The organism is Sphingobacterium kyonggiense, from assembly GCF_039536825.1.
Taxonomy (GTDB): Bacteria; Bacteroidota; Bacteroidia; order Sphingobacteriales; family Sphingobacteriaceae; genus Sphingobacterium; species Sphingobacterium kyonggiense.
The window spans coordinates 667,954-690,428 of sequence record NZ_BAAAZI010000006.1 but is presented as its reverse complement, the minus strand read 5'-3'; the positions used below and the strand labels follow the sequence as shown (position 1 = coordinate 690,428).

The window sequence follows — 22,475 nt, the reverse complement described above, 5'->3', positions numbered from 1 at the left end:
GTGTTTTATATTTATTTACTTACCATAGTTCACCTACCTTTAGCAAAAGCAATGCCTATTTTATGGTAAATCAATATGCAAAACCTTCTTTTCCCCATTTATAAGACTGATTTATTGCTTGATATCAAAATCTTGATTTGACAATATAGGTTTGATAAAGGAAGCAAATTTTAGTACTTCAAAATTTGAGAATTCTGATTAAGGGTACCGCAAGGAATGGAATAGGCAAAAACAAAAAAAACTCCTGAAGCGGGGAACTCCAGGAGTTTTAACTAACCAATTATTAACCTAAATTATGAATGCTAATACTATTTCAAATCGCATACCAAAAAATCAATTGTTAGCCTTGCCTTAACATTATTTAACATTCAAATGTGTGCAGTCCATAAATAATGAATATTTTTGCGCCATGCAACAGGAACAATCGTACATAGAAAGACTGGGAATTGAGAAATTAAACCCCATGCAAGAAGCTGTTATCAGCCAATTTGACAAATCAAGGGACTTTATTCTCCTTTCACCAACTGGTTCAGGCAAAACATTGGCCTTTTCCTTAATCCTCATGCAATTGCTAAAAAGCTACAAAATCCAAGCTTCTTCAGCATTGATCGTCGTTCCTACGCGTGAATTGGCACTCCAAATCGAGTCCGTGATTCGAAAAATGGACAACACCCTGTCATTGGTCTGCCTTTATGGCGGTAATGACAATCGCCTTGAACGCAATAAGTTGAAAGAGGGTCCTACCCTAATCGTAGCAACTCCAGGTCGTTTGATTTACCACCTCGAACGTATGCCAGCCTTATTAGAAAACTGCCATACCTTAATCCTTGATGAATTTGATAAATCATTGGAATTGGGCTTTTCTGACCAAATCTCCTATATCATCAATAGCTGCCGTAACATCAAACATCAAGTCATGACATCAGCTACTGATGTCACGGAAAGCCCCAATACCATACAGCTTAATAATCCGATCAAATTAGATTTCCTGAATAAGGAAGCATTACTGCCAAACTTGGATTACCACCGTGTCGAAGTTTCCAGTAAAATGAAATTGGAAGGTCTTTTTAAGTTAATCTGTAAAATTGGAACAGAACGCATTTTAGTTTTCTGTAACCACCGTGAAGCAGCAGAACATATCTCTGAATTGTTAGAAAACAAAGGCATAGACAGCATTCCTTATCATGGTGGATTAGATCAATTCTTTCGTGAACTCGCTATCCTTAAAATTAAGAATGGCAGCCAGTTAATCTTAGTAACTACAGACCTTGCCTCCCGAGGATTGGATATCCCTGACATGAACCATGTTATCCATTATCAATTCCCGCCTAAGGAGGAAGATTTCATCCATAGAAATGGTCGTGCAGGAAGAAATAATCAAGAAGGACATATTTATGGTGTACTTACTGTTGATGAAAGGATTCCAACTTATTTTGCCGAAGTTCCAACTATGGAACTTGATGAATTCTATCCAATTCCAGATCAACCGAAATATCAAACCATACGTATTACTGCAGGTAAACGCCAAAAAGTAAATAAAATTGATATTGTCGGTTTCATTCTAAATTTAGGCGACTTTAAGAAAGAAGATATTGGATTAATCGATGTAAAACCAAATGAATCTTATGTAGCTGTCGACCGTAGCATTGCTAGAGAAGTTATCAAATTGGGTAATCAAGGAAGAATCAAAAATCAAAAAGTACGTCTGAACTTAATTTAAAACAGAATACATAAATACTAAAAAGAGGCATGATTTCGAATATTACCTGAAATCATGCCTCTTTTTTTATTATCCAAGAACTCATTTGCCGATAATCTCATCCTAAATCCGCTAATTCCCCATTGTAATTAAGACCTATTTAGGTGCAGTTTCCTTTGGTACTTGAATGGAATTTCATAGGATCTGAAAGGGATCTTGTTCGGATCTCGTTCGGTCGGAACCGAACGAGATCCGAAGGAGTTCCGAACAAGTTCCGAAGGAGTTCCGTAAGAGTGGCGAATAAAACCGGTGTGAGAGACGATTAGACAATGGATAAAAGACAACAGAATTTGCTGGAAAGAAGTATTTCACTTCACAACTAAGAGAAACGCGAAGGGGCTAATTATAAACAGTCAATAGGACTATTGTAATTCGACAAGATTGTTTCAAGACAATTTGATGGAAATACCTAAATTTTAAGAGTTTAAGAATAAAATTGGGGATATTACTTCAATTTCTTGATGACTTCTAAGACCTCATTGGGTACCAAGCCTTCGATATTGCCATTATTCTTCCAGATGTCCCGCACTATGGTTGAGGAGATGTGTGCTTTTCCGGATCGGCTAACCAAGAAATAACTTTCGATTTCAGGAGCTAGGATAAGGTTATTTTGAGCAATGATATTTTCATAATCCAAATCAGTACCATTTCTTAATCCACGTAGAATGACTGTTGCCCCTATTTGGCGGCAAAAATCAATGGTTAATCCTTGATAAAAGGTCACCTCGATTTTAGGGTTATTGGCATACAAGTTAGAGATAGCTGTTTTGCGGCTCTCTACGTCCATCATACCGACTTTGGAGCTATTGATACCAATAGCGACATAGATCTTGTCAAAAAGCCCTAGAGCACGCTCTATGAGGTCATGGTGAGCAATGGTATAAGGATCAAAGGAACCTGGAAAAACCGCTATTTTCATATGTTGTTTGAATAGAAACTAAATGATGAATTGCCATATTGTCTTTGTTCAACAAAATTCGGATGGTCTGCCATCTTACGACTTGTTGGATGCTCAACAATCAATAAACCATTTGAATTTAATAAATTGTTTTCAAAAACATAGCTTGGAATCATAGGCAATTGCCCAATATCGTATGGTGGATCAGCAAAAATAAGGTCATAAGTAGACTTTGCCGACTTGATAAACTTAAAGACATCCGCTTTACGCGCTTTAATTTGATCAAGTTTTAATTTTTTGGCTGTTTCCGTAATGTAAAGCACGCATTTGCCATGTAAGTCGATGGAATCAACTGATTTTACACCTCTTGAGGCCAATTCGAATGAGATATTACCGGTCCCAGCGAACAAGTCCAAACAGGCCAAATCATCAAAATCTAATTTGTTGTTTAAAATATTGAATAAAGCTTCTTTTGCTAAATCTGTAGTTGGTCTTACCGGAAGGTTCTGTGGTGGACTTAATCTTAATCCGGCAGCCTTTCCTCCTATAATGCGCATGTCGGTAATTCTGTAATGTAATCCTTTGCTAATCCAGCTACCTCTTCATCGGATACCAATAAGGGTTGTGAAGCTTTCAATTCGACAATATGTTTTGCGAAATTAGAAAGTCTGTTGATTAGCGGATTTTCGTTATTCAAACTGCTATAAACTGCTTTAGAAATCTTTGCTTGTAGACCAAAAACCTGAAACAGATTCAATACATAGTAATTCAAATCCTCCTCGGTTTTAATTTCAAAGGTATTATAGAATTTAAACTGTCCATTGATGAACAAGAATAAATCTACTGCTGTTTCATTGAAAACTAGCCCTAAGACCTCTCCTTGTAAAGGGATATGCGGTCTTGCCTGCTCAAGATTCAATTTGAATTCAGGAACGAATTTAGCGTCTGGGAAAATGGACTTCCAGCGTTGCTCTAGCAATACATCGTATTGGAAATAAGCCTGTGTTTGTAAATAAGTTAATGAAACATTTTCCGCAGGTCTCATAGGGTTGTCCATGAATTCCTGATAATTTTCCGTATCCTCCATATCGTATAGATCATTAGGGATAAAAGTCAGGTTGGAATGCGGAATGCTAACATACACGTGTTGGAATGGAAGGCTTAATAGTTTTAATGCCTCCTCAGTAGGGCTATTGCTTTCATACTTCATATACACCAACAAGTTCCCTTCAGCATCAACAACATATATTACATCATGAATGTAATTTGCCTTGACGATAAGTTGATATTTAGCGATGTATTGTAAGTGAAATTGTGATGCCGTATAAATCATGCTTTGCAGATGCTTTAATCACAAAAATAGTTTTAAAAATTGGATTGACCAACCTTTTAAATAACTTTGAAACGTGCAAGTCAAAAATATACTCCTTCAACAATTCCATCACCAAGCTACCCAACAACAGGAAGAAGTCTTTGGTTTATTAGCTGAATTCTTGCATACTTTTTCTACCGACAGTTGTTTTATATTGAAGGGATATGCTGGTACGGGAAAGACTTCCATTATTTCAGCTCTTGTACGCACATTGCCTAAATTGATGAAACGATCGGTCTTGTTAGCTCCTACCGGTCGTGCAGCAAAAGTGATGAGTAGTTACTCAGGTAGAAATGCTTTAACCATCCACAAAAAGATCTACCGCAAGAAAAATGCGGCAAGTATAGAGATGAATTTTGGATTAGGTGATAATCCACATGAAAACACCTTATTTATTGTAGATGAAGCATCTATGATTAGTAACGAAGGAATAAGTATGTTTTCATCCGGCTTGCTTCATGATCTAATACAATATGTTCAATCGGGCGAAAACTGTTGCTTAATGCTCGTTGGTGATACCGCCCAATTGCCACCAGTTGGACTGGAAGAAAGCCCTGCATTGAACCCTGTCTATATGAATGGAGAATTCGGCTTGGGTATCTTTACCTATGAACTGACGGATGTGGTGCGTCAGGATAAAAATTCCGGAATTTTATTCAATGCTACCAAAATCAGGAATGACATCCGTCTGGATGAAGAATTTGTTGAATACAACTACCCGCAGTTTGTCACCAAATCCTTCAAGGATATCTTTCGAATGAATGGCGATCGATTAATCGAAGGCTTACATTATGCTTACGACAAATTTGGGATCGACCAATGTATGGTGATTTGTCGTTCAAATAAATCAGCCAATCTATATAATCAGCATATCCGTAACCAGATTCTATTTCGAGACGAGGAGATAACAGGTGGAGACCAGATTATGGTGGTTCGCAACAATTATTTTTGGCTACAAGACAATGATGAAAAGAGTCAGGGTTTTATTGCCAATGGTGATATGGCAGTCATTAAAAAAGTAAGTAATGTGCATGAAATGCACGGCTTTAGGTTTGCTGACCTCTACTTAGAGTTTATGGACAATAATGAAGGCGATGCCATTCGATGTCGAGTTTTATTGGACTCCTTATATGCTGATGCCCCTAGCCTTCCGTATGATCAGCAGAAGCAACTTTACGAAAGCATTTCCAAAGATTATGAAGATATTCCGGTCAAGAAATATCGGATGGAAGCCATTAAGAAAGACCCCTACTATAATGCCTTACAAATCAAATTTGCTTACGCCATAACCTGCCATAAGGCACAGGGTGGCCAGTGGCCACTGGTCTTTGTAGATCAAGGCTACATGACGGATGAGATGTTAACGACCGAGTTCATGCGTTGGCTCTATACTGCACTTACTCGTGCCACCAAGGAATTGTTTTTGGTCAATTTCAATGAGAAGTTCTACGAAAGCTAGAATCCATCAAAAATAATACAGACTTTCTTTCCTTATTGGTTGGGAAAGCAATATTTTCGCTTCAACCAAATTTTCCAATATTACATAATGAAACAAACATTACTTGGCTTGTTTATGTTTTGCTCGCTCTGGGCAATAGGACAAGAAAAAAGCACCCTCGCAAAGCCCAACTATGCTTTAGCGGCAAAATTTTCCCCATCTCGTCTAAGTACGATGATTTATTCCACAGAGGTCAACCCCAACTGGATTAATTTTGGCGATAAATTTTGGTATGAATACCGTAGTTCTGCCGGTAAGCGCTACTACCTAGTTGAACCTGCTGCAAAACGTAAGCAAGAGCTTTTTGATCCTGCAGAAATGGCGGCAAAGATTACTTCTATTGTAAGAAACCCTTTCGATGCACAACATTTAGACATTCGCAATCTGCGCTTTATGGAAAAGAACGAGAACTTAATCCGTTTCGAAGTACAGAGCACAAAGGATACCGTGAAATCCAAAGAAGAGATTAAAAAGCTGACCAATAAGAGCGATACCATCAAGAAAAAGCTTTTTTATTTTGAGTACGATATCAACAGTAAAAACCTGAGAGAACTTAGTGATACAACCAAGGAAAAGAACAGGTTATTCTGGGCTAATTTCAATCCTGACACCAGTAAAGTATTCTACGCCAAGGACTACAACCTATATTGGATGGACTATGCCAACTACAAAAAAGCATTAAAAGATGAAAAGGACAGCACCATTGTAGAACATCAATTTACTACAGATGGGGTTCAATACTATGCTTGGGGTGGTGATGAATACAGTGTAACCAATGGCGATAAGAAGTCGGAGGATGAAGAAAAGAAAAAGCGCAAGCCAGTTTGGTTAAATTGGTCACCTGATGGTCGTCATTTCATTTTATCTCGTAAGGACAACCGCAACTTAAATGCTCTATGGGTTATCAATAATGTTGGCGGAAAGCGTCCTACATTGGAAACTTACAAGTATTTGATGCCAGGTGAAGTAGATTCTACAGAACAACATCTATACATTTTTGATGCTGCCAACCTAAAACCAAGACAAATTAATGTTGCAGCATTTAAAAACCAAACCTTGAGTATTTGGGGTAAAGACCGCAGTAAAGAAAATTACAAAGGCAAGCATTATATTAGCTATTGGTTAGGAAACAACGAAGAGTTTTACATTGCTCGCTCTAGTCGTGACTTAAAACGCATTGATGTGGTAGCTGTAAATGTGAATGGCAATACCCGTACTTTGGTAGAAGAGCGTTCAAATGTTTACATGGACATCAAAAAACCTTATTTCGTAAATAATGGAAATCAATTCATTCACTGGTCACAACGTGATGGCTGGGGACATTTTTACCTATATGACAAACAAGGTAAATTATTGCACCAGATTACCAAAGGTGAATACCACTGTGATGAGTTGAGCAACTACAACGAAGGCACTGGAAACCTTTATTTCAAGGCAAATGGCGTTGATAAAAAATTAGATCCTTACTATACCCAATATTACTCGGTAAATAAAAATGGTGGTGCTATTAAGTTATTAACTCCAGGCAACTTCGATCACGTGGTACTTACACCTGAGAGTGGAAACTACTTTGTCGATAACTTCTCTCGTGTTAATACCGCTCCTGTAAGTAATTTATACAATGCGAATGGTCAATTGATCATGAAATTAGAGGAAGCGGATCTATCTCAATTATTTGCAGCTGGTTATAAATTCCCTGAGCCATTTAAGGTTAAAGCTGGTGATGGCATCACTGATCTTTATGGTGTAATGTACAAGCCTTTTGATTTTGACTCCACTAAAACATATCCAATCATTGAATACGTTTATCCAGGACCACAAACAGAGGCTGTAAACAAAAGCTTTGGCCGCAGCATGGATCGCATTGATCGCTTAGCGCAAATGGGCTTTATCGTAGTTTCTGTGGGTAATCGTGGTGGTCACCCATCCCGTTCTAAATGGTACCATACCTATGGATATGGAAACCTTAGGGATTATGGATTGGAAGATAAGAAAGTTGTAGCGGAACAATTGGCAAACAAATATTCCTTCATTGATATTAATCGTGTGGGTATTACCGGTCACTCGGGTGGTGGATTTATGTCCACTGCAGCTATGTTAGTTTACCCGGATTTCTTCAAAGTAGCTGTTTCAGGCGCTGGTAACCATGAAAACAACATTTACAACCGTTGGTGGAGCGAGCGTCACCACGGTATTACCGAGAAAGTAAGTAGTAAAGGTGATACTTCATTCAATTACCAAATTGAGAAAAACTCAGATTTAGCTAAAAACCTAAAAGGTAAATTATTAATCGTAACAGGTGATATTGACAACAATGTGCACCCGGCGAACTCCATCCGTATGGTTGATGCTTTAATCAAAGCAAACAAGCGATTTGATTTCTTGTTATTACCAGGTCAGCGTCATGGTTTTGGCGACATGACAGAATATTTCTTCTGGAAGATGGCCGATTACTTTAGCGAGCACTTGCTTGGGGAATCTAAATTTAACCAAGTTGATATGGTTGAAATGAACAGAGATAAACCGCTTAGCAGATAATATGGCTGAAAATAAACAGCAAAACATTTCAGAGGCACTATTGACATTTGGTGCCTCTGATTTGTCTATAGACATCTTGAAGCATTGTAGTCTTCAGGAATTATTGGAATTAAGTGTAGATCCACAACAAGCCCGTGTTGCATTTCGGGCCTCTTGGGCATTAGAACATATCCTCTTAAAACATACGGAGCTCTTTAAGGGCATTATCCCTTCTTTGCTGAGCAATTACACCTTCACAGATAATTGGAGCAGCCTAAGGAGCTACACGAAGCTTTGGATGTGGTTATTATCCGAAAAGAATACAGCTTATAAACTCTCTCCCGAACAAGAGGAGCAATTATTAGAAAAGACTTTTGCGATTATAGAGGATAATGATTGTCCTGTGGCTGTTTTGGTGAATGCCTATGATATTTTGATGTACTTGGTTCCCAATCATCCTTGGGTAGCCCAAGAATTGCGCTTGCAGCTGGAACTTAGTTTAGAAAAGGAAGCCAGTGCCGCACTAATTAGTCGCGCAAAACGATTATTCAAGAAATTAAGTCGAGTTAAAAATACAGACTAAAACAAGGTATTGCCTTTTGGGTAATTGGTTTTTCCCAAATGGCGGAATGCCAATTCAGTACACTCCCTACCACGAGAAGTGCGCATTAAATAGCCTTCTTGGATTAAGAAAGGCTCATACACTTCCTCAATAGTTCCCTCATCTTCCCCTACGGCTGTTGCTATGGTTTTTAAACCTACTGGCCCACCCTTAAATTTATCGATTATGGTGCTCAAGATTCTATTATCCATCTCATCAAGACCATGCTCATCGACATTTAGTGCATTTAGTGCAAATTGCGCAATAGCCTTATCAATAGAACCATTTCCTTTGATCTGAGCAAAATCACGTGTTCTACGCAATAATGCATTGGCAATACGTGGCGTACCACGACTACGGCGTGCTATTTCAAATGCTCCTTCTTCTGAGATAGGTACTTTTAGGATATAGGCCGAACGCATAACGATGTCGGTCAGTAATTTGGAATCGTAGTATTGTAACCTGGAGTTGATACCAAAGCGCGCACGTAATGGAGCTGTAAGAAGTCCGGAACGCGTAGTAGCACCCACTAGGGTAAAAGGATTAAGGGAGATTTGTACAGAGCGTGCATTAGGCCCCGTCTCCAGCATGATGTCGATTTTGAAGTCTTCCATAGCAGAGTACAAATACTCTTCCACCAGCGGGCTTAAACGGTGGATCTCGTCAATGAAAAGAATATCTCCTTCATCAAGGCCAGTAAGAAGACCTGCGAGATCACCAGGCTTGTCTAATACAGGTCCGGAGGTAATCTTAATACCAACACCCATTTCATTGGCAATGATATGGGACAAGGTAGTTTTACCCAATCCTGGAGGGCCATGCAACAAAACATGATCCAAAGCTTCCCCACGTAGTTTCGCCGCCTTCACGAAGATGTTTAAATTTTCCAAGATCTTTGCCTGACCTGTAAAATCATCAAAAGTCTGCGGGCGTAATACACGCTCGATATCTTTATCAGTTGGACTTAAACGATCGGGATTTGGATCTAGATTTTCATTCATGACGCTGTACGCTCCTACTCTTTGCTATAAAAATACTATTTCTTGTAGTCTTTAAAGAAACTATTGATTTTCATTTGGATTACCCCAAAGAAAGCTTCCTTAAATATCTTGGTACTCATTTTTGAGGTACCTAAGGTACGATCTGTAAAGATAATAGGAATTTCCACGACATTAAAACCATATTTAATAGCTGTAAACTTCATTTCAATTTGGAAGGCATAGCCCACAAACTTTACTTTATCTAATGGAATGGTTTCCAATACCTTTCTTCGAAAACAAACAAAACCAGCTGTAGCATCCTGTATGGTAATTCGGGTAATCATCCGCACATAAGCCGAAGCAAAATAGGACATCAATACGCGGTTCATTGGCCAATTGACCACATTCACACCTTTGATGTAACGAGAACCAATAGCCATATCTGCACCTCCATTCAAACAAGTATCGCGAAGACGAATTAAATCATCAGGATTATGGCTAAAGTCGGCATCCATCTCAAAGATAAACTCATAAGAATGGGCTAATGACCACTTGAATCCATGAATATAGGCAGTACCTAATCCTAGCTTACCTTTACGTTCTTCCATAAAAAGTCGACCAGCAAACTCCTGCTGTTGCAATTGGCGAACAATCTCTGCTGTTCCGTCTGGAGAACCATCGTCTACAATTAAAATATGGAAGTCTACTTCAAGGGAAAATACCTTGCGAATAATGCGTTCTATGTTTTCCTTCTCGTTATAGGTAGGAATGATTACTATGCTATCTGACACTATCTAATTTTTGATGGCGTAAAGTTAAACAAAAAGCCGAATAGATAAACTATTCGGCTTTTTTGCTAATTGACACCGTGCATCAATTTCTTTATCATTGGCGAGAGCAGTATTAACACCACTCCTGCTATAAGGGCATATAGCCCTAATTGTTTATAACCGTCTGTATAGGTGACTAGCTTATCCATTAAGGAATCGCCTTCTCTGGCTTCAGCCATACCTGCACCAATTAATCCTGCTACATATTGTCCGTAAGCACTTGCCAAGAACCACATGCCCATCATTATTCCCTGCAATTTAGCTGGCGATAATTTGGTCATAATGGACAATCCTATTGGAGAAAGACACAACTCACCAATAGTAATAACCAAAAGTGCGGTGGTGAATATATCCAAAGAGGTCATACCTTCTACCGCAAAAAAGCGGGTAGCATATAGCACATAAAACCCTAATCCTAAGAAGATAAATCCTAATCCGAATTTGATAATCGTATTGGGTTCCATTTTTCTTTTCGCTAACCATAGCCATAAAAGACCAAATAATGGTGCTAAAAGAATAATAAAGAATGCTCCACCAGAATTGTTAACCCCATTAGGGTCTAAGCGAAATGCACCTCCCATTACCGAATCATTCAGGTTATGAGCTGCGAAAATACTTAGGGATCCACCACTTTGCTCATAAATACCCCAGAATACAATGGAGAATAATATGAAAATCAATGCGGCGATGAGTTTATGGCGTTCTTTTGATTCTACCTTGGACATTTCATAGAAAAGGTAGATTAAAGTCAATGGACCAATGGTGTACATGAAATAATCGGTATACTCGGTTTTAGACACCATGATTTGAATCAATGGCACTAAAAGTAATGTTCCGATATAAACGGCATATTCCACCCATTTCGGAAGTGGCTTGGTTTTAACGATAGCATCTGGATGGCCAGGTTGCAATCCAATTGGTCCTAACTCATGTTTAGTAAATTGGAAATTGATCAAACTGATCAACATACCTAATGCAGCAAGACCAAAAGCTACATTCCAACGATGTGCTTCATCAATTACCGAGCTTAACATATAGCCTTTTCCAATAGCCACACAGATATAACCACCTAAGAAAGCACCTAAGTTAATACCTGCATAGAATAAGGAAAAACCTGCATCACGACGGTTATCACCATCTTTATACAATTCACCCACCATCGTGGAGATATTTGGCTTGAAGAAACCTGTTCCGATGATGATAAAAGCTAATCCGAAAAAGAAAAACTGATGGGTATCGATCGATAATAATACCGATCCTACGATCATGAGTATTCCACCGAAAAATAAGGATTTGCGGAATCCTAAGATTTTATCAGCAAAAAGACCACCTATAAAAGTAAAGGCATAAACGAATGCCTGGGTTGCCCCATATTGTAGATTGGCTTCTTTCTCGCCGAAGTTCAGTTGGGTAATCATAAAGAAAACCAACATCCCGCGCATACCATAGAAGCAGAATCGCTCCCACATCTCGGAGAAGAATAAACGCCATATTTGTTTAGGATACTTACCCTCGAAATTCTGTACTTCGGCGAGTGATTTGTGTTCCTCTGTTGTCATTGTTAATCTAAATAGGGTCTGCTTATTTTACGCCGTGCATTAATTTCTTCAACATTGGATGTAATGACATTACAATAAGACCTGCAACGATTGGAACAATGGTGAAGATCAAGAAGAACGTACTTAAAGAGTATTCCTTGGTGATATTCTCAATCTGACCACCTAATATAGCAGCAAGCTTATTTCCAATCGCAATGGCTAAGTACCACATACCAAACATAAATCCGATCATACGTGCCGGAACAAGTTTTGAAACATAGGATAAACCAACTGGAGATAAGCAAAGCTCACCTAAAGTGTGGAATAAGTAAGCTAAAATCAACCATACCATGGATACTTTAATACCGGCTTGAAGTCCATGAGCACCAAATGCCAATAATCCAAAACCAATAGCCATAATGATCAATCCCATACCGTATTTAACCGCAGCTGGTGGATTGAACTTAGTATCCCAGATTTTAGAAACAAAGTTGGCAAAAGTAATGATGAAGAAAGAGTTCATGATGGAGAACCAAGAAACGGGAATTTCAGAGGATTCTGCAGTAAACTCACGGTATAACATCCAAATTGCAATACCCCATAAACCAGCAAAGCAGACAAATTGGACAATATTGGTCAATGGTGCTTTACCAAAGGTTTGTTTGGTTAATTTGGCGACTACATAGGTAATCAAGATTAATGGAACTACGGTTAAGAGGGTGTTTACAATATTGAAGATCGTTAAGGAATTTCCCGATAAGGAACGGTCAACACTATCGCGTGCAAAGATGACCAACGAGGATGCGCCTTGTTCAAAGGACATCCAAAAGAAGATTACAAAGAATGCAAAGATAATTACCGCGATTAATCGTTGTCTAACAACCTTGGTATAACGGGCTAAACGGGAAATAACTACAAACAAAAACAAGACTAAAGCCGAAATAATCGCCACGTTCTGACCAGCCATAGTACCTATTTGAAGACCTGATAAAATATCAATATTGGCAATCTTAGAAAGAGGATCATTAAATGCATAAGCTAATCCCAATATAGTCATGATAACAATTAGGAAGGTATCAAGCTTTGTAAAAGGATTAGGTTTATCATCAGGGTTCTCTGCTTTCATAACTGCAGCCTTCTCTTCTGCTTGCTCAGCAGTCGGTGGATCGCCTACTTTTCCAAAGATTGGTTTAGCGAACCAGAATTGCAATGTTCCTAAGAACATGAAGATACCGGCTAATCCAAATCCCCAATGCCAACCTACTTTCTCAGCTAAATAACCACAAAGCAACATTCCGAAGAATGCACCGGCGTTTACACCCATATAGAAAATGGTATAAGCACCATCTTTCTTCTGTGGGAACTTCTTGTACATTTCTGAAAGAATTGAGGTCATATTCGGTTTAAAGAAACCTGTACCAATGACCAATGCTCCAAGACCTAGGTACAAAAACAATGGTGTATCAAATGCCATAAACAAGTGACCTATGGTCATTATAGCTGCACCAATAACTACAGCATACCGATAACCTAAGAATTTATCGGCTAGCATACCCCCAAATATTGGTGTGATATAAAGCAACATGGCATATGTACCAAATAGGGATGTTGCCTTAACTGGATCCCATCCCCAACCGGAAAAAGGACTTCCGACAAGAATGGCACTGGTTAAAAAGTTGATTAGGAGAACGCGCATCCCATAAAAGGAAAACCGCTCCCACATTTCCGTAAAGAATAAAACGAATAATCCAGATGGATATCCCAAGACTAATTTCCCGTCTATCCCCTGTTTCTCCAATTCTTCTGAAAACGAAGCTTCTGAAATTTGACTCATAAATGTATTTTTCTGCTTAATGCTAATTTTTCGAACCGTAAAATTAAACAAAAAGCCGAACTGTAAAACAATTCGGCATTTATTAACTATTTAAATATTATTTTTTTGTTAAGATTATGTATCAATTAGTGGATACCATGCATCATTTTCTTCAATTTTCCATTGAATAACAGTAACAATAGCGCCACTGCGATAGGTAATGCGGCAATAATCAAGAAAAATACAGTCATCGAATAGGCTTCTGTAATTTTATCGATATATGATCCTGTTTTACCAGCAATGAAGTTTGCAATGGCCGAAGCGGTAAACCACAAACCGAACAATAGTCCTGCAAATTTCTTAGGAGATAACTTACTTACATAGGATAACCCTACTGGTGATAAACACAATTCACCGGTGGTATGGAAGAAATAAGCCAAGATTAACCAAATCATACTCACAGAAGCAGTTTTAGCTCCTTGAGGGATAGTCATTGAACCATATGCTAATGCTAAGAATCCAACAGCCACCAAGATTAATCCGAACGCAAATTTCACGGGACCTGAAGGGTTCCATACTTTTTCCCATAATTTGGAGAATGAGGAAGCCAAAGTAATAATGAAGAATGAATTTAAGATCTGGAACCAAGATACCGTAACTTCAGTTTGGTCTAAACTAAATTCACGGTTTACTTTCCAAATACCTAATACCCAGATAATCGCAAAGGAAATGGCCGTTGCAATAACCGTCATTGGGTATTTCGAAAATATCTGTTGTGATAATTTAAAGAGTACGTAGGTGACAATGATAATCGGGAATATGGTCAATGCAGCATCTACCCACTTAAAGGTCTCACCTGCTCCACCGGTTAGTACCCTTTGGGTATAATCCTTCGCAAAGATGGTCATCGATCCTCCCGCTTGCTCAAAGGCAAAGAAAAAGAAGATACTGGCAATCATCAATACAGCAACAACAACTAATCTGTCGCGAACCACATTTTTAGGTGCTTCATCTTCTTCAGGTTCTACATGTTCTGTAGGCGTATGAACGGTATTTGGTTTCTCCCCGATGATACCGAAAATCTTCTGTGCAAAGTAAAACTGAATCATACCGAAGAACATAAATACACCAGCAAGACCAAAGCCGTAATGCCAACCTACTTTTTCACCGATGTAACCACATAACAACATACCTAAGAATGCACCGGAGTTAATACCCATATAGAAAATGGTATAACCAGCATCCTTCTTGGTACTGTTATTCGGGTATAGCTGTCCAACCATAGAAGAAATATTCGGTTTGAACATACCATTACCAAGAATCATCAGCACTAAACCAATATAAAAGAAATTACCAGAGATGTGCTCAAAGGCCATAGAAGCGTGTCCTAAAGTCATAATTAGAGCTCCGATTAAGATAGCTTTCCGATAACCGGTTAATTTATCGGCGATCATACCACCGATTAATGGGGTTAAATAAACTAATCCAGTATACCAGGCATAGAGGTTCATGGCTTTTTCATTATCCCAGCCCCAACCACCTTTAGCAAGCTCGGTAATTAAGAATACCGTTAATAACGCCCTCATACCGTAGTAGCTAAAACGCTCCCACATCTCAGTGAAGAACAGGACAAATAGACTGGCCGGATGACCCATTACCATTTTGTCATCAACGCCTTGTTTGGCAAGGTGCTTGACCAATGCTACATCGTTCTCTTGATTCATTTCTTAAATTATTTGTGTTATTATTAGATTTATATTAGAATTAAATTTCATGCGAGTAACAAATAAACAAATTTTTATTCAAATTCGCTACTATTCATTTCTTGAACTGTTCAAGACCTCTTCATGATGTAATGGTATTTTTACTTAGGACGATAAAAAAATCCCAAAGTTTAAACAATCAATTGCAAAAACTTAAATTCCTATAATAAAAACCTTAATAAGCTATCAGTATTATAATGGTATTTTAAGAAAAAAGGCAACTTTTTTGAGAGAAAAGTTGCCTTTTTTGTATTATTTAAAGCGCTCTAAAAGTGCTTTAGTTTTTTTGATTCCTTCATCTTCTGAAAGGTTGCTTCCTTCATATTCAATCCCAACCCAACCTTTATATTTGGCATTCTTCACGATTTCCATCATCTTCTGATAGTCAACCTTCGTGTCATTGCCTTGTGCATCAAAATCATGCGATTTTGCACTTACGCCATGGGCATAAGGCATTAATTCGGTAACTCCTTTATAACGATCGTATTCATAGAAGTTTCCAAAATCTGGAAGACTTCCGCAGTTCTTCTTACCTACTGTTTTCAAAACATCAGATAACCAATCTCCATGTGATGAAATACCACCATGGTTTTCAACCACTACTGCAATTTTTCCTTTTTTACCATAGTCAGCTAAAGTAGAAAGACTTTTTACGACTTGGCCTTTCACTTCTTCTTTTGTTCCTTGACCTGCTGCATTTACACGGACAGCATGACAGCCTAAGAAATTAGCCGCATCAATCCATTTATAGTGATTCTCTACAGCCGCTAAACGCTTCGCCTCATCACGGTCTCCTAAATTACCTTCGCCATCAATCATGATCAAAACATTGGTAACACCATTATCCTTCGCACGGTTATTAAGATCTTTTAAGTAAGTCATATCCTTGGCTTTATCCTTGAAGAACTGATTGACATATTCAACTCCATAAATACCAAAGTTTTTGGCAGTGTATTCTGGGAAATCGATATTTTTCAAATCACCTTTGAATAATTTCTTGTGTAAGGACCACTCGGCTAAGGAAATCTTAAACCAATCTTTTTTCGCTGCGAATAAATCTAAGGAAGGTGCAAGAGTAATACCTGCAGTTGCCAGTCCTAGATTCTTTAAAAATTCTCTTCTTGAATTCATAGTCTTTTAATAATGATAATTTAAATGTTAGCCCATCCGGATGTGAGCACATCAACGAGATGTAAGGTTTTGATAGGCAGTTGATTTTTTTCTATATAGGCTTGTAGTTGTAATAGACAGGACGAATCTGTTGAAATAATGTATTCCGCTTTTACGGCTAAGGCATTTTGAACTTTCTGTTCAGCCATAGCGGTAGAAATTGCTTCAAACTTAACGGAGAATGTACCTCCGAAACCACAACAGGTCTCTTGATCACGCATTTCTATGATTTCCAACCCTCCGACATGACTTAACAGTCGACGAGGTTCTTCTTTGATCTGACACTCGCGAAGACCTGAACAGGAGTCGTGATATACCGCGGTTCCTATGAGTTCTGCACCAAAGTATTCTTTCTTCAGTACATTCACCAGGAAATCAGAAATCTCAAAGATATTGCGTTGAATAGAGCGACAACGGTTATGCTCCATGGTATTGGTAAACAAGTCATCATATCCATTTCTGACCATGCCGGTACAAGATGCCGATGGCGATACAATGGGATACTCCTCTTGAAAGTCTTTTAAGAATTTTTGACCGATTATTTTGGCATCATCCCAAAAGCCCGCATTATAAGCAGGTTGGCCGCAGCAAGTCTGCTCGGCATTATAAATAACCTCACAGCCCGCCTTCTCTAAAAGTTTTACTGTATTAAATGCTGTTTCTGGGTATAGTTGATCTATAAAACAGGGTATAAAAAGCTCTACCTTATTCATTAATTGTTTTGAATAATCTGTAATTTATTAAATTTTAAAACAGGAAACAACAATAAAAATCCGATCAGAAAAAATATCCCTAAGGATAATGCCGAATAACGGATATTATTGGTTACTTGTTCAATGATTCCAAAGCTAAACAATCCTATTACAATTGCTAACTTTTCAGTGACATCATAGAAGCTAAAAAAGGATGTGGTATCTTCAATATGTGTAGGAATAAGCTTAGAATAAGTCGATCTAGACAGGGACTGAATACCCCCCATTAACAAACCAACCATAAAGGCCATCATGTAAAAATGGTACTCATTAGCCATGAAATAAGATGCTCCACAGATCATAATCCAAAGAAATACCACGACCATTAAAACTTTGATATTACCAAATCGCTTGGCTAACAAGGACATTAAATAAGCTCCCCCTATGGCTACGATCTGAATTAACAAGATGGAAGCAATTAATTTATCAGCGCCAAGGTTAAGCTCCTTCTGACCAAATGCAGCAGCTACGATGACAAGGGTTTGAATACCCATGGCATAAAAGAAATAGGCTGGCAAAAAGCGTTTGATAGCTTCAATTTGCTTGATTTGACCTAGGACAGTAGTAAACTCTGATTTAACCTTTTGAAAGAAAGGCATAGCTTCTTTCTCTTTGGAAGGTCTATTTCTAGGTAAGAATCGAAAAGGAATCTGCGAGAATGATACCCACCATATTCCGACTAACAAGAAGGAAAGTCTGGCTGGTAAGGATGGATCAGTAATCCCAAACCATTCTGGTTTAAATATAAACACGAAACAGATAAGCTGTAAGATAACACAACCCACATAACCATAAGCAAAGCCTTGCGCACTGACACGATCCTGTTGGTCTGGTGTTGCAATAATTGGTAAATAGGAATTATTGAATGCCACCCCACCTATGTAGCCCATAGCAGCCAATGCAAAACATATTATCCCCCATTCTAAGGTATCCAACTTAAAGAAGAACAAACCCATACAGGCGAAGGCTCCCAAGTAAGTGAACATTTTCATAAAGAACTTACGCTTACCAGCCGCATCAGAATAAGCAGAAATAAAAGGCAATCCAACTGCCATTATTAAATAAGCGATAGAAAGCGCAAAATTAGAAAGTGCGGTATTGACAAACTCAAAACCAAAAAAAGAAACGGTTGTACTACCCGTTTCTGCATTTTTTGTGATCGTTGTATAATAAACTGGAAAAATAGTCGAATTAATGACTAAGTTATAAGCTGAATTAGCCCAGTCAAACATGGACCATGACCTGATGAGGCGCTTATCGTTCTTTTTGAAGATTTTCATAATATGCTACCGCTAATATACCCAATAGATTTTAACCTAGATTAAAAATTTTCATAGATATAAGTCACGAATTTTACCATCTCTTTTCTTACTGGACTTGAACTTCCTAAGTAGTTGTTATTCAAGAAGGAGAAAGCATATCTTTTTCCGGTTTTGGTTTTGATAAAACCACTTTGACAGTGCACACTATTGATGGTACCGGTCTTTGCCCATACAAATGGAACTCCTCCCGGAGTCTTATAAACACCTTTCAACGTACCTTCTAAACCTCCTGCTGGAAACAAATAGTGCTTGGCAGCATCATCTCGAACCACGTTGCTGACCATTAACAGAAGTTCCACCATGCTCCTTGGTGTAATCTTATTGTAAGTGGATAATCCACTCCCATCCATTAAATCTATTTTATCTTGAAAGAGATTATAATACGTTGTCTTCATGTAATTACGTAATTCCTCCGTTTGGAACTTGCGATACTTCATAAAGGAAGCGATCATATTCAATTGTTCAGCTAAGAAATTATCACTTGGCAACATCATTTCCCTTAATACTTCACGGGTTGGGGTTGAATAATAGACTTTGGCATCTGCTGGAAGCGGCTCATCAATTAACCCAATTGTTTTCTGTAAGGTATCTTGAAGTAATCTGATCAACAAGGTATCACTTGTTTTGAAAGGTTTCTCATTGATATAATTTGCAGGTAAAGGAAAGGTATTCACCTCAAAATGGTTATTAACCAAGGGTCTATGAATGCGGTATTTGGTAACTGTATCGGCTAATAATTGAGCCTGTGTTTCAAAATAACTTGGGAACATCCTTAACTTTTTCCCACGTTCCCTAAACTGTACCACATTTCCATAAATCGGAAAAGGAGTAATTTCTGGCTGATAATAGAATTCGTAATCCTCCATACTCCAGCCATTACGATAGACTGTTTCCTGCGGTTTAGACTTACTATAGTATAACTTCTTGTTGCTATTCTTTAAGAATTGAAAAACACGGCCATTATCTAATTTTACATGTAAAAAAGTAGGGTCTCCCGTTCCCCAAAAGATTAACGAATCTCCACGCTCTACATAAGCTAAACCTGGGATAGAATCTCCTATTAGTTTTAGAGAAGCAAATAAAGTAAACACCTTGGTATTGCTAGCAGGCGTAAAATGCTTATCCGCCTGATGATCAAGAACAAACCTAGCAGAATCTAAATCATATAGTGAAACGCCATAATAATGCTTATTGAGCACGGCAGATTGCTGTAGGAGTTGCTCTAATCGTGTATAATCTTGAGCAGCTGCAAACTGCCCTAATATGAGACACAGGAAGGTTAGGATGCTTTTCATAAGTTGTAAACTTAAGAATTGTTAAGGAAATTTAATGTAAAATTTTGTTGATGAGCGGAGATAGATAGGAGACCACTTTGTTATTTGATGAGAGTTAGAAAATTAGATGTAGAAAAAAGCTAATAAATGGGCTTATCTATTATGGAGATCTAATGTGTCCAACCTGACAACACCTTTATTGCAATTTCATCACATACTTTAGTCCACCTAAAATATGTTTTTGAAAATTAGTCTCATCAAAGGACTCCTTGGTATGGCCTAAGCCTGTATAGAACATACGGTAGTTCTTAAATTCTTGGAACCAAGCAATTGGGTGGAATTTCCCCATTCGGCCATTTTTATAGGATGTTTCATCCAAAAGCATCAACACATTGATCCCTGGTTTGACATCTTTAAAATCATACCATTCATCTTTGTGCATCCATATCTTCTGCAGATGTTTCGTAGCGGGATGCTTCCTATTTACCACATCGATTTTTGCTTCCTGTACCGGAGGATGACTAGAAAAATAAGCACCAACAAGCTGTGCATACCAGGGCCATTCATACTCCGTATCCGCAGCTGCATGGATTCCCATAAAGCCTTTACCAGATTCGATAAATTTTTGAAAGGCTGCTTTTTGCACATTATCCAATATGGTACCGGAGGTACTAAAGAAAATGACGGCTTGGAAATTTGCCAAAGAATCTGCTAAGAATACATTCGCATCTTCTGTATGGGATGCTGTAATATTAGTTTCAGCAAACAATTTCTTCATGACAGCCACGCCCTTGGGAATATTATCATGTCGAAATCCCGTTGTTTTAGTAAAGATTAATACCTTCTTCTGTTGAGCCTTTGCACTAGATGGTACAAATGGCAAGAACAGGGTAATAAGCAATATATAAACAAGGGATTTCATCAATATCTTGTTATTTATTTAATGACTTCGTTATAATATGCCAAACTTGCTGTGATTAAATCCTCTTCAACGTACTTATTGTATTCACAATTACCGATGTCTTTCAATAAAGCAAATCCTAATTTATTGCTTTCATTCTTTTTGTCGTTGCGCATGAGCTCAATAAGATCCGGGAAGATCTCAGAATGAATAGCATATGCAGGGTAAATCCCCTTTAAGTAATTAACAATTGTATCCAATGCTGATTCGGATAAGTTGTTCTCCTTATGTGAAATATAAGCCTCACAGATCATACCTATGGCAATCGCTTCACCATGCAATAAAGGATTTTGATCATGATAAAGAGAATATCCTTCCACAGCATGCCCTACAGTATGGCCAAAGTTCAATATTTTACGTAATCCTTTTTCTGTAGGATCTTCTAAGACAACTTTGTTTTTAACCTGTACTGAATCATATACCATCTCTTCAGGAATGTTTGGCAAGCTCACTTGCATACAGCGATCAAAAAGAGCTTTATCTTGAATAAGACCATGCTTGATAATTTCAGCAAATCCAGAACGGATCTGACGATCATCTAAGGTCTCTAAAAATTTAGTGGAAATAAAAACCGCTTGAGGTTGGGTAAATGTACCGATGATGTTTTTGACATTATCCAAATCAATTCCTGTTTTACCACCTACCGAAGCATCCACTTGGGATAATAATGTAGTCGGAATATGAATAAAGTCAATCCCTCTTTTATAGGTTGAAGCAGCAAAGCCACCCATATCTGTTACTACTCCTCCGCCAAGATTCAGCATTAATGCCTTACGATCTGCACCAAAGTCCAACATCGTTTTCCATACACCAATACAGAAATCGATATTCTTGTTCTCCTCACCTGGATCTACTTCAATGATATCGTAGTCTACAATATCCGGAATAAAGGACTGTAAAATGGGTAAACAATGGTCATTGGTATTTCGATCGACTAATATTAGCAACTGGGAATAGTCATGATCAATAAGGAAAGATTGTAACTCATCTAGTTCATTATCAAATACGACATCGTATCCTAAACTCTTGATTCTTTTCATAATAATAATTCAGCTTAAAGATAGGCATTTTTCCGAATCTCTTTCACTATGTTTGGTCGGCAGATTCAGATTTTTTTAGGTTAATTCTTGAAGCACAATTGATTATTAATATTCAATTTATATTACTTTAACTTTATTGCCGTCAAACTCCACCAAATCCCCTACTCGAACCTTTAGTCGCTTGCGGTAATCCACAGCACCATTGTACTTTACTAAGCCCTCTTCTACTACCCATTGGGCCATAGCGCCGTGTTCAACCCAGTTCATCACTTTTAATAATTGGATGAGTTGAATGTACTCTCCCTCTAATGTAAACGTTTGCATAACCAAAAGTAAATTTATTGTTAATGATTTACAATGTAATGTTGATTTTATTTGCAATTAATA

19 protein-coding genes are annotated in these 22,475 nt (G+C 38.0%); 4 read left to right on the top strand and 15 right to left on the bottom strand.

The annotated features are described in order from the left end of the window. Positions 1 to 409 precede the first annotated feature (409 nt). A complete protein-coding gene (locus ABD676_RS07870; RefSeq protein ID WP_344674051.1) occupies positions 410 to 1,720 on the top strand; it encodes a DEAD/DEAH box helicase in 1,311 nt (436 codons plus the stop codon). Between the two features lie 484 nt (positions 1,721 to 2,204). Here ABD676_RS07870 and coaD read toward each other — a convergent pair whose 3' ends face one another. Genes coaD through ABD676_RS07855 form a run of 3 tightly spaced genes read right to left on the bottom strand, consistent with a single transcriptional unit; the run spans position 2,205 to position 3,990 of the window. Continuing rightward, the gene (coaD, locus tag ABD676_RS07865; RefSeq protein ID WP_344674050.1) at positions 2,205 to 2,678 is read right to left on the bottom strand and encodes a pantetheine-phosphate adenylyltransferase; all 474 of its coding nucleotides are present in this window, start codon (positions 2,676 to 2,678) and stop codon (positions 2,205 to 2,207) included. Further along, positions 2,675 to 3,214: a 16S rRNA (guanine(966)-N(2))-methyltransferase RsmD gene (gene rsmD, locus ABD676_RS07860; RefSeq protein ID WP_344674049.1), complete on the bottom strand. Its 540-nt coding sequence runs from the start codon at positions 3,212 to 3,214 to the stop codon at positions 2,675 to 2,677. Before rsmD ends, coaD begins: the two co-directional genes overlap by 4 nt. After that, the gene (locus tag ABD676_RS07855) at positions 3,202 to 3,990 is read right to left on the bottom strand and encodes a DUF3822 family protein (RefSeq protein WP_344674048.1); all 789 of its coding nucleotides are present in this window, start codon (positions 3,988 to 3,990) and stop codon (positions 3,202 to 3,204) included. Before ABD676_RS07855 ends, rsmD begins: the two co-directional genes overlap by 13 nt. A 73-nt stretch (positions 3,991 to 4,063) precedes the next feature. Here ABD676_RS07855 and ABD676_RS07850 point away from each other — a divergent pair, with 73 nt between their 5' ends. The 3 genes from ABD676_RS07850 (at position 4,064) to ABD676_RS07840 (ending at position 8,627) form a co-directional block, all read left to right on the top strand. Beyond that, positions 4,064 to 5,488, top strand: a complete 1,425-nt coding sequence (locus ABD676_RS07850; RefSeq protein ID WP_344674047.1) for an ATP-dependent DNA helicase — start codon at positions 4,064 to 4,066, stop codon at positions 5,486 to 5,488. A gap of 87 nt (positions 5,489 to 5,575) precedes the next feature. After that, on the top strand, positions 5,576 to 8,065 hold the full coding sequence (locus ABD676_RS07845) for a S9 family peptidase (protein WP_344674046.1): 2,490 nt from the start codon (positions 5,576 to 5,578) through the stop codon (positions 8,063 to 8,065). A gap of 1 nt (position 8,066) precedes the next feature. After that, positions 8,067 to 8,627, top strand: coding sequence for a hypothetical protein (locus ABD676_RS07840; RefSeq protein ID WP_344674045.1), 561 nt, complete (start codon positions 8,067 to 8,069; stop codon positions 8,625 to 8,627). Here the strand turns inward: ABD676_RS07840 and ruvB are convergent. From ruvB to ABD676_RS07780, 12 genes are all read right to left on the bottom strand, one after another. Further along, positions 8,624 to 9,646 carry a Holliday junction branch migration DNA helicase RuvB gene (ruvB, locus tag ABD676_RS07835; RefSeq protein WP_344674044.1) on the bottom strand — a complete coding sequence of 341 codons (1,023 nt, stop codon included), beginning with the start codon at positions 9,644 to 9,646 and terminating at the stop codon, positions 8,624 to 8,626. The two genes, ABD676_RS07840 and ruvB, sit on opposite strands and share 4 nt — an antisense overlap. Positions 9,647 to 9,681: 35 nt before the next feature. Further along, on the bottom strand, positions 9,682 to 10,416 hold the full coding sequence (locus ABD676_RS07830) for a polyprenol monophosphomannose synthase (protein ID WP_344674043.1): 735 nt from the start codon (positions 10,414 to 10,416) through the stop codon (positions 9,682 to 9,684). Positions 10,417 to 10,481: 65 nt separating this feature from the next. Further along, positions 10,482 to 12,014 (bottom strand): peptide MFS transporter, encoded by a 1,533-nt coding sequence (locus tag ABD676_RS07825; RefSeq protein ID WP_344674042.1) that lies wholly within the window; start codon positions 12,012 to 12,014, stop codon positions 10,482 to 10,484. Between the two features lie 22 nt (positions 12,015 to 12,036). Beyond that, complete coding sequence (locus tag ABD676_RS07820) at positions 12,037 to 13,827, bottom strand: peptide MFS transporter (protein ID WP_344674041.1); 1,791 nt, start codon at positions 13,825 to 13,827, stop codon at positions 12,037 to 12,039. 125 nt (positions 13,828 to 13,952) lie between these two features. Further along, a complete protein-coding gene (locus tag ABD676_RS07815; RefSeq protein WP_344674040.1) occupies positions 13,953 to 15,530 on the bottom strand; it encodes a peptide MFS transporter in 1,578 nt (525 codons plus the stop codon). A gap of 291 nt (positions 15,531 to 15,821) precedes the next feature. Next, entirely contained in the window at positions 15,822 to 16,700 is an 879-nt protein-coding gene (locus tag ABD676_RS07810) for a sugar phosphate isomerase/epimerase family protein (RefSeq protein ID WP_344674039.1), read from the bottom strand. Positions 16,701 to 16,720: 20 nt separating this feature from the next. Continuing rightward, entirely contained in the window at positions 16,721 to 17,452 is a 732-nt protein-coding gene (locus ABD676_RS07805; protein ID WP_344674038.1) for a (Fe-S)-binding protein, read from the bottom strand. Further along, on the bottom strand, positions 17,452 to 18,771 hold the full coding sequence (locus ABD676_RS07800; protein WP_344674037.1) for an MFS transporter: 1,320 nt from the start codon (positions 18,769 to 18,771) through the stop codon (positions 17,452 to 17,454). The genes ABD676_RS07805 and ABD676_RS07800 overlap by 1 nt, the downstream gene beginning before the upstream one ends. 41 nt (positions 18,772 to 18,812) lie before the next feature. Next, positions 18,813 to 20,108, bottom strand: a complete 1,296-nt coding sequence (locus ABD676_RS07795) for a D-alanyl-D-alanine carboxypeptidase/D-alanyl-D-alanine-endopeptidase (RefSeq protein ID WP_344674036.1) — start codon at positions 20,106 to 20,108, stop codon at positions 18,813 to 18,815. A 175-nt stretch (positions 20,109 to 20,283) separates the two neighbouring features. Beyond that, a complete protein-coding gene (locus ABD676_RS07790) occupies positions 20,284 to 21,009 on the bottom strand; it encodes a ThuA domain-containing protein (RefSeq protein WP_344674035.1) in 726 nt (241 codons plus the stop codon). Positions 21,010 to 21,023: 14 nt separating this feature from the next. Next, on the bottom strand, positions 21,024 to 22,088 hold the full coding sequence (gene aroB / locus ABD676_RS07785) for a 3-dehydroquinate synthase (RefSeq protein WP_344674034.1): 1,065 nt from the start codon (positions 22,086 to 22,088) through the stop codon (positions 21,024 to 21,026). A gap of 117 nt (positions 22,089 to 22,205) precedes the next feature. Then, positions 22,206 to 22,412 carry an RNA-binding S4 domain-containing protein gene (locus tag ABD676_RS07780; RefSeq protein ID WP_344674033.1) on the bottom strand — a complete coding sequence of 69 codons (207 nt, stop codon included), beginning with the start codon at positions 22,410 to 22,412 and terminating at the stop codon, positions 22,206 to 22,208. Positions 22,413 to 22,475 lie beyond the last annotated feature (63 nt).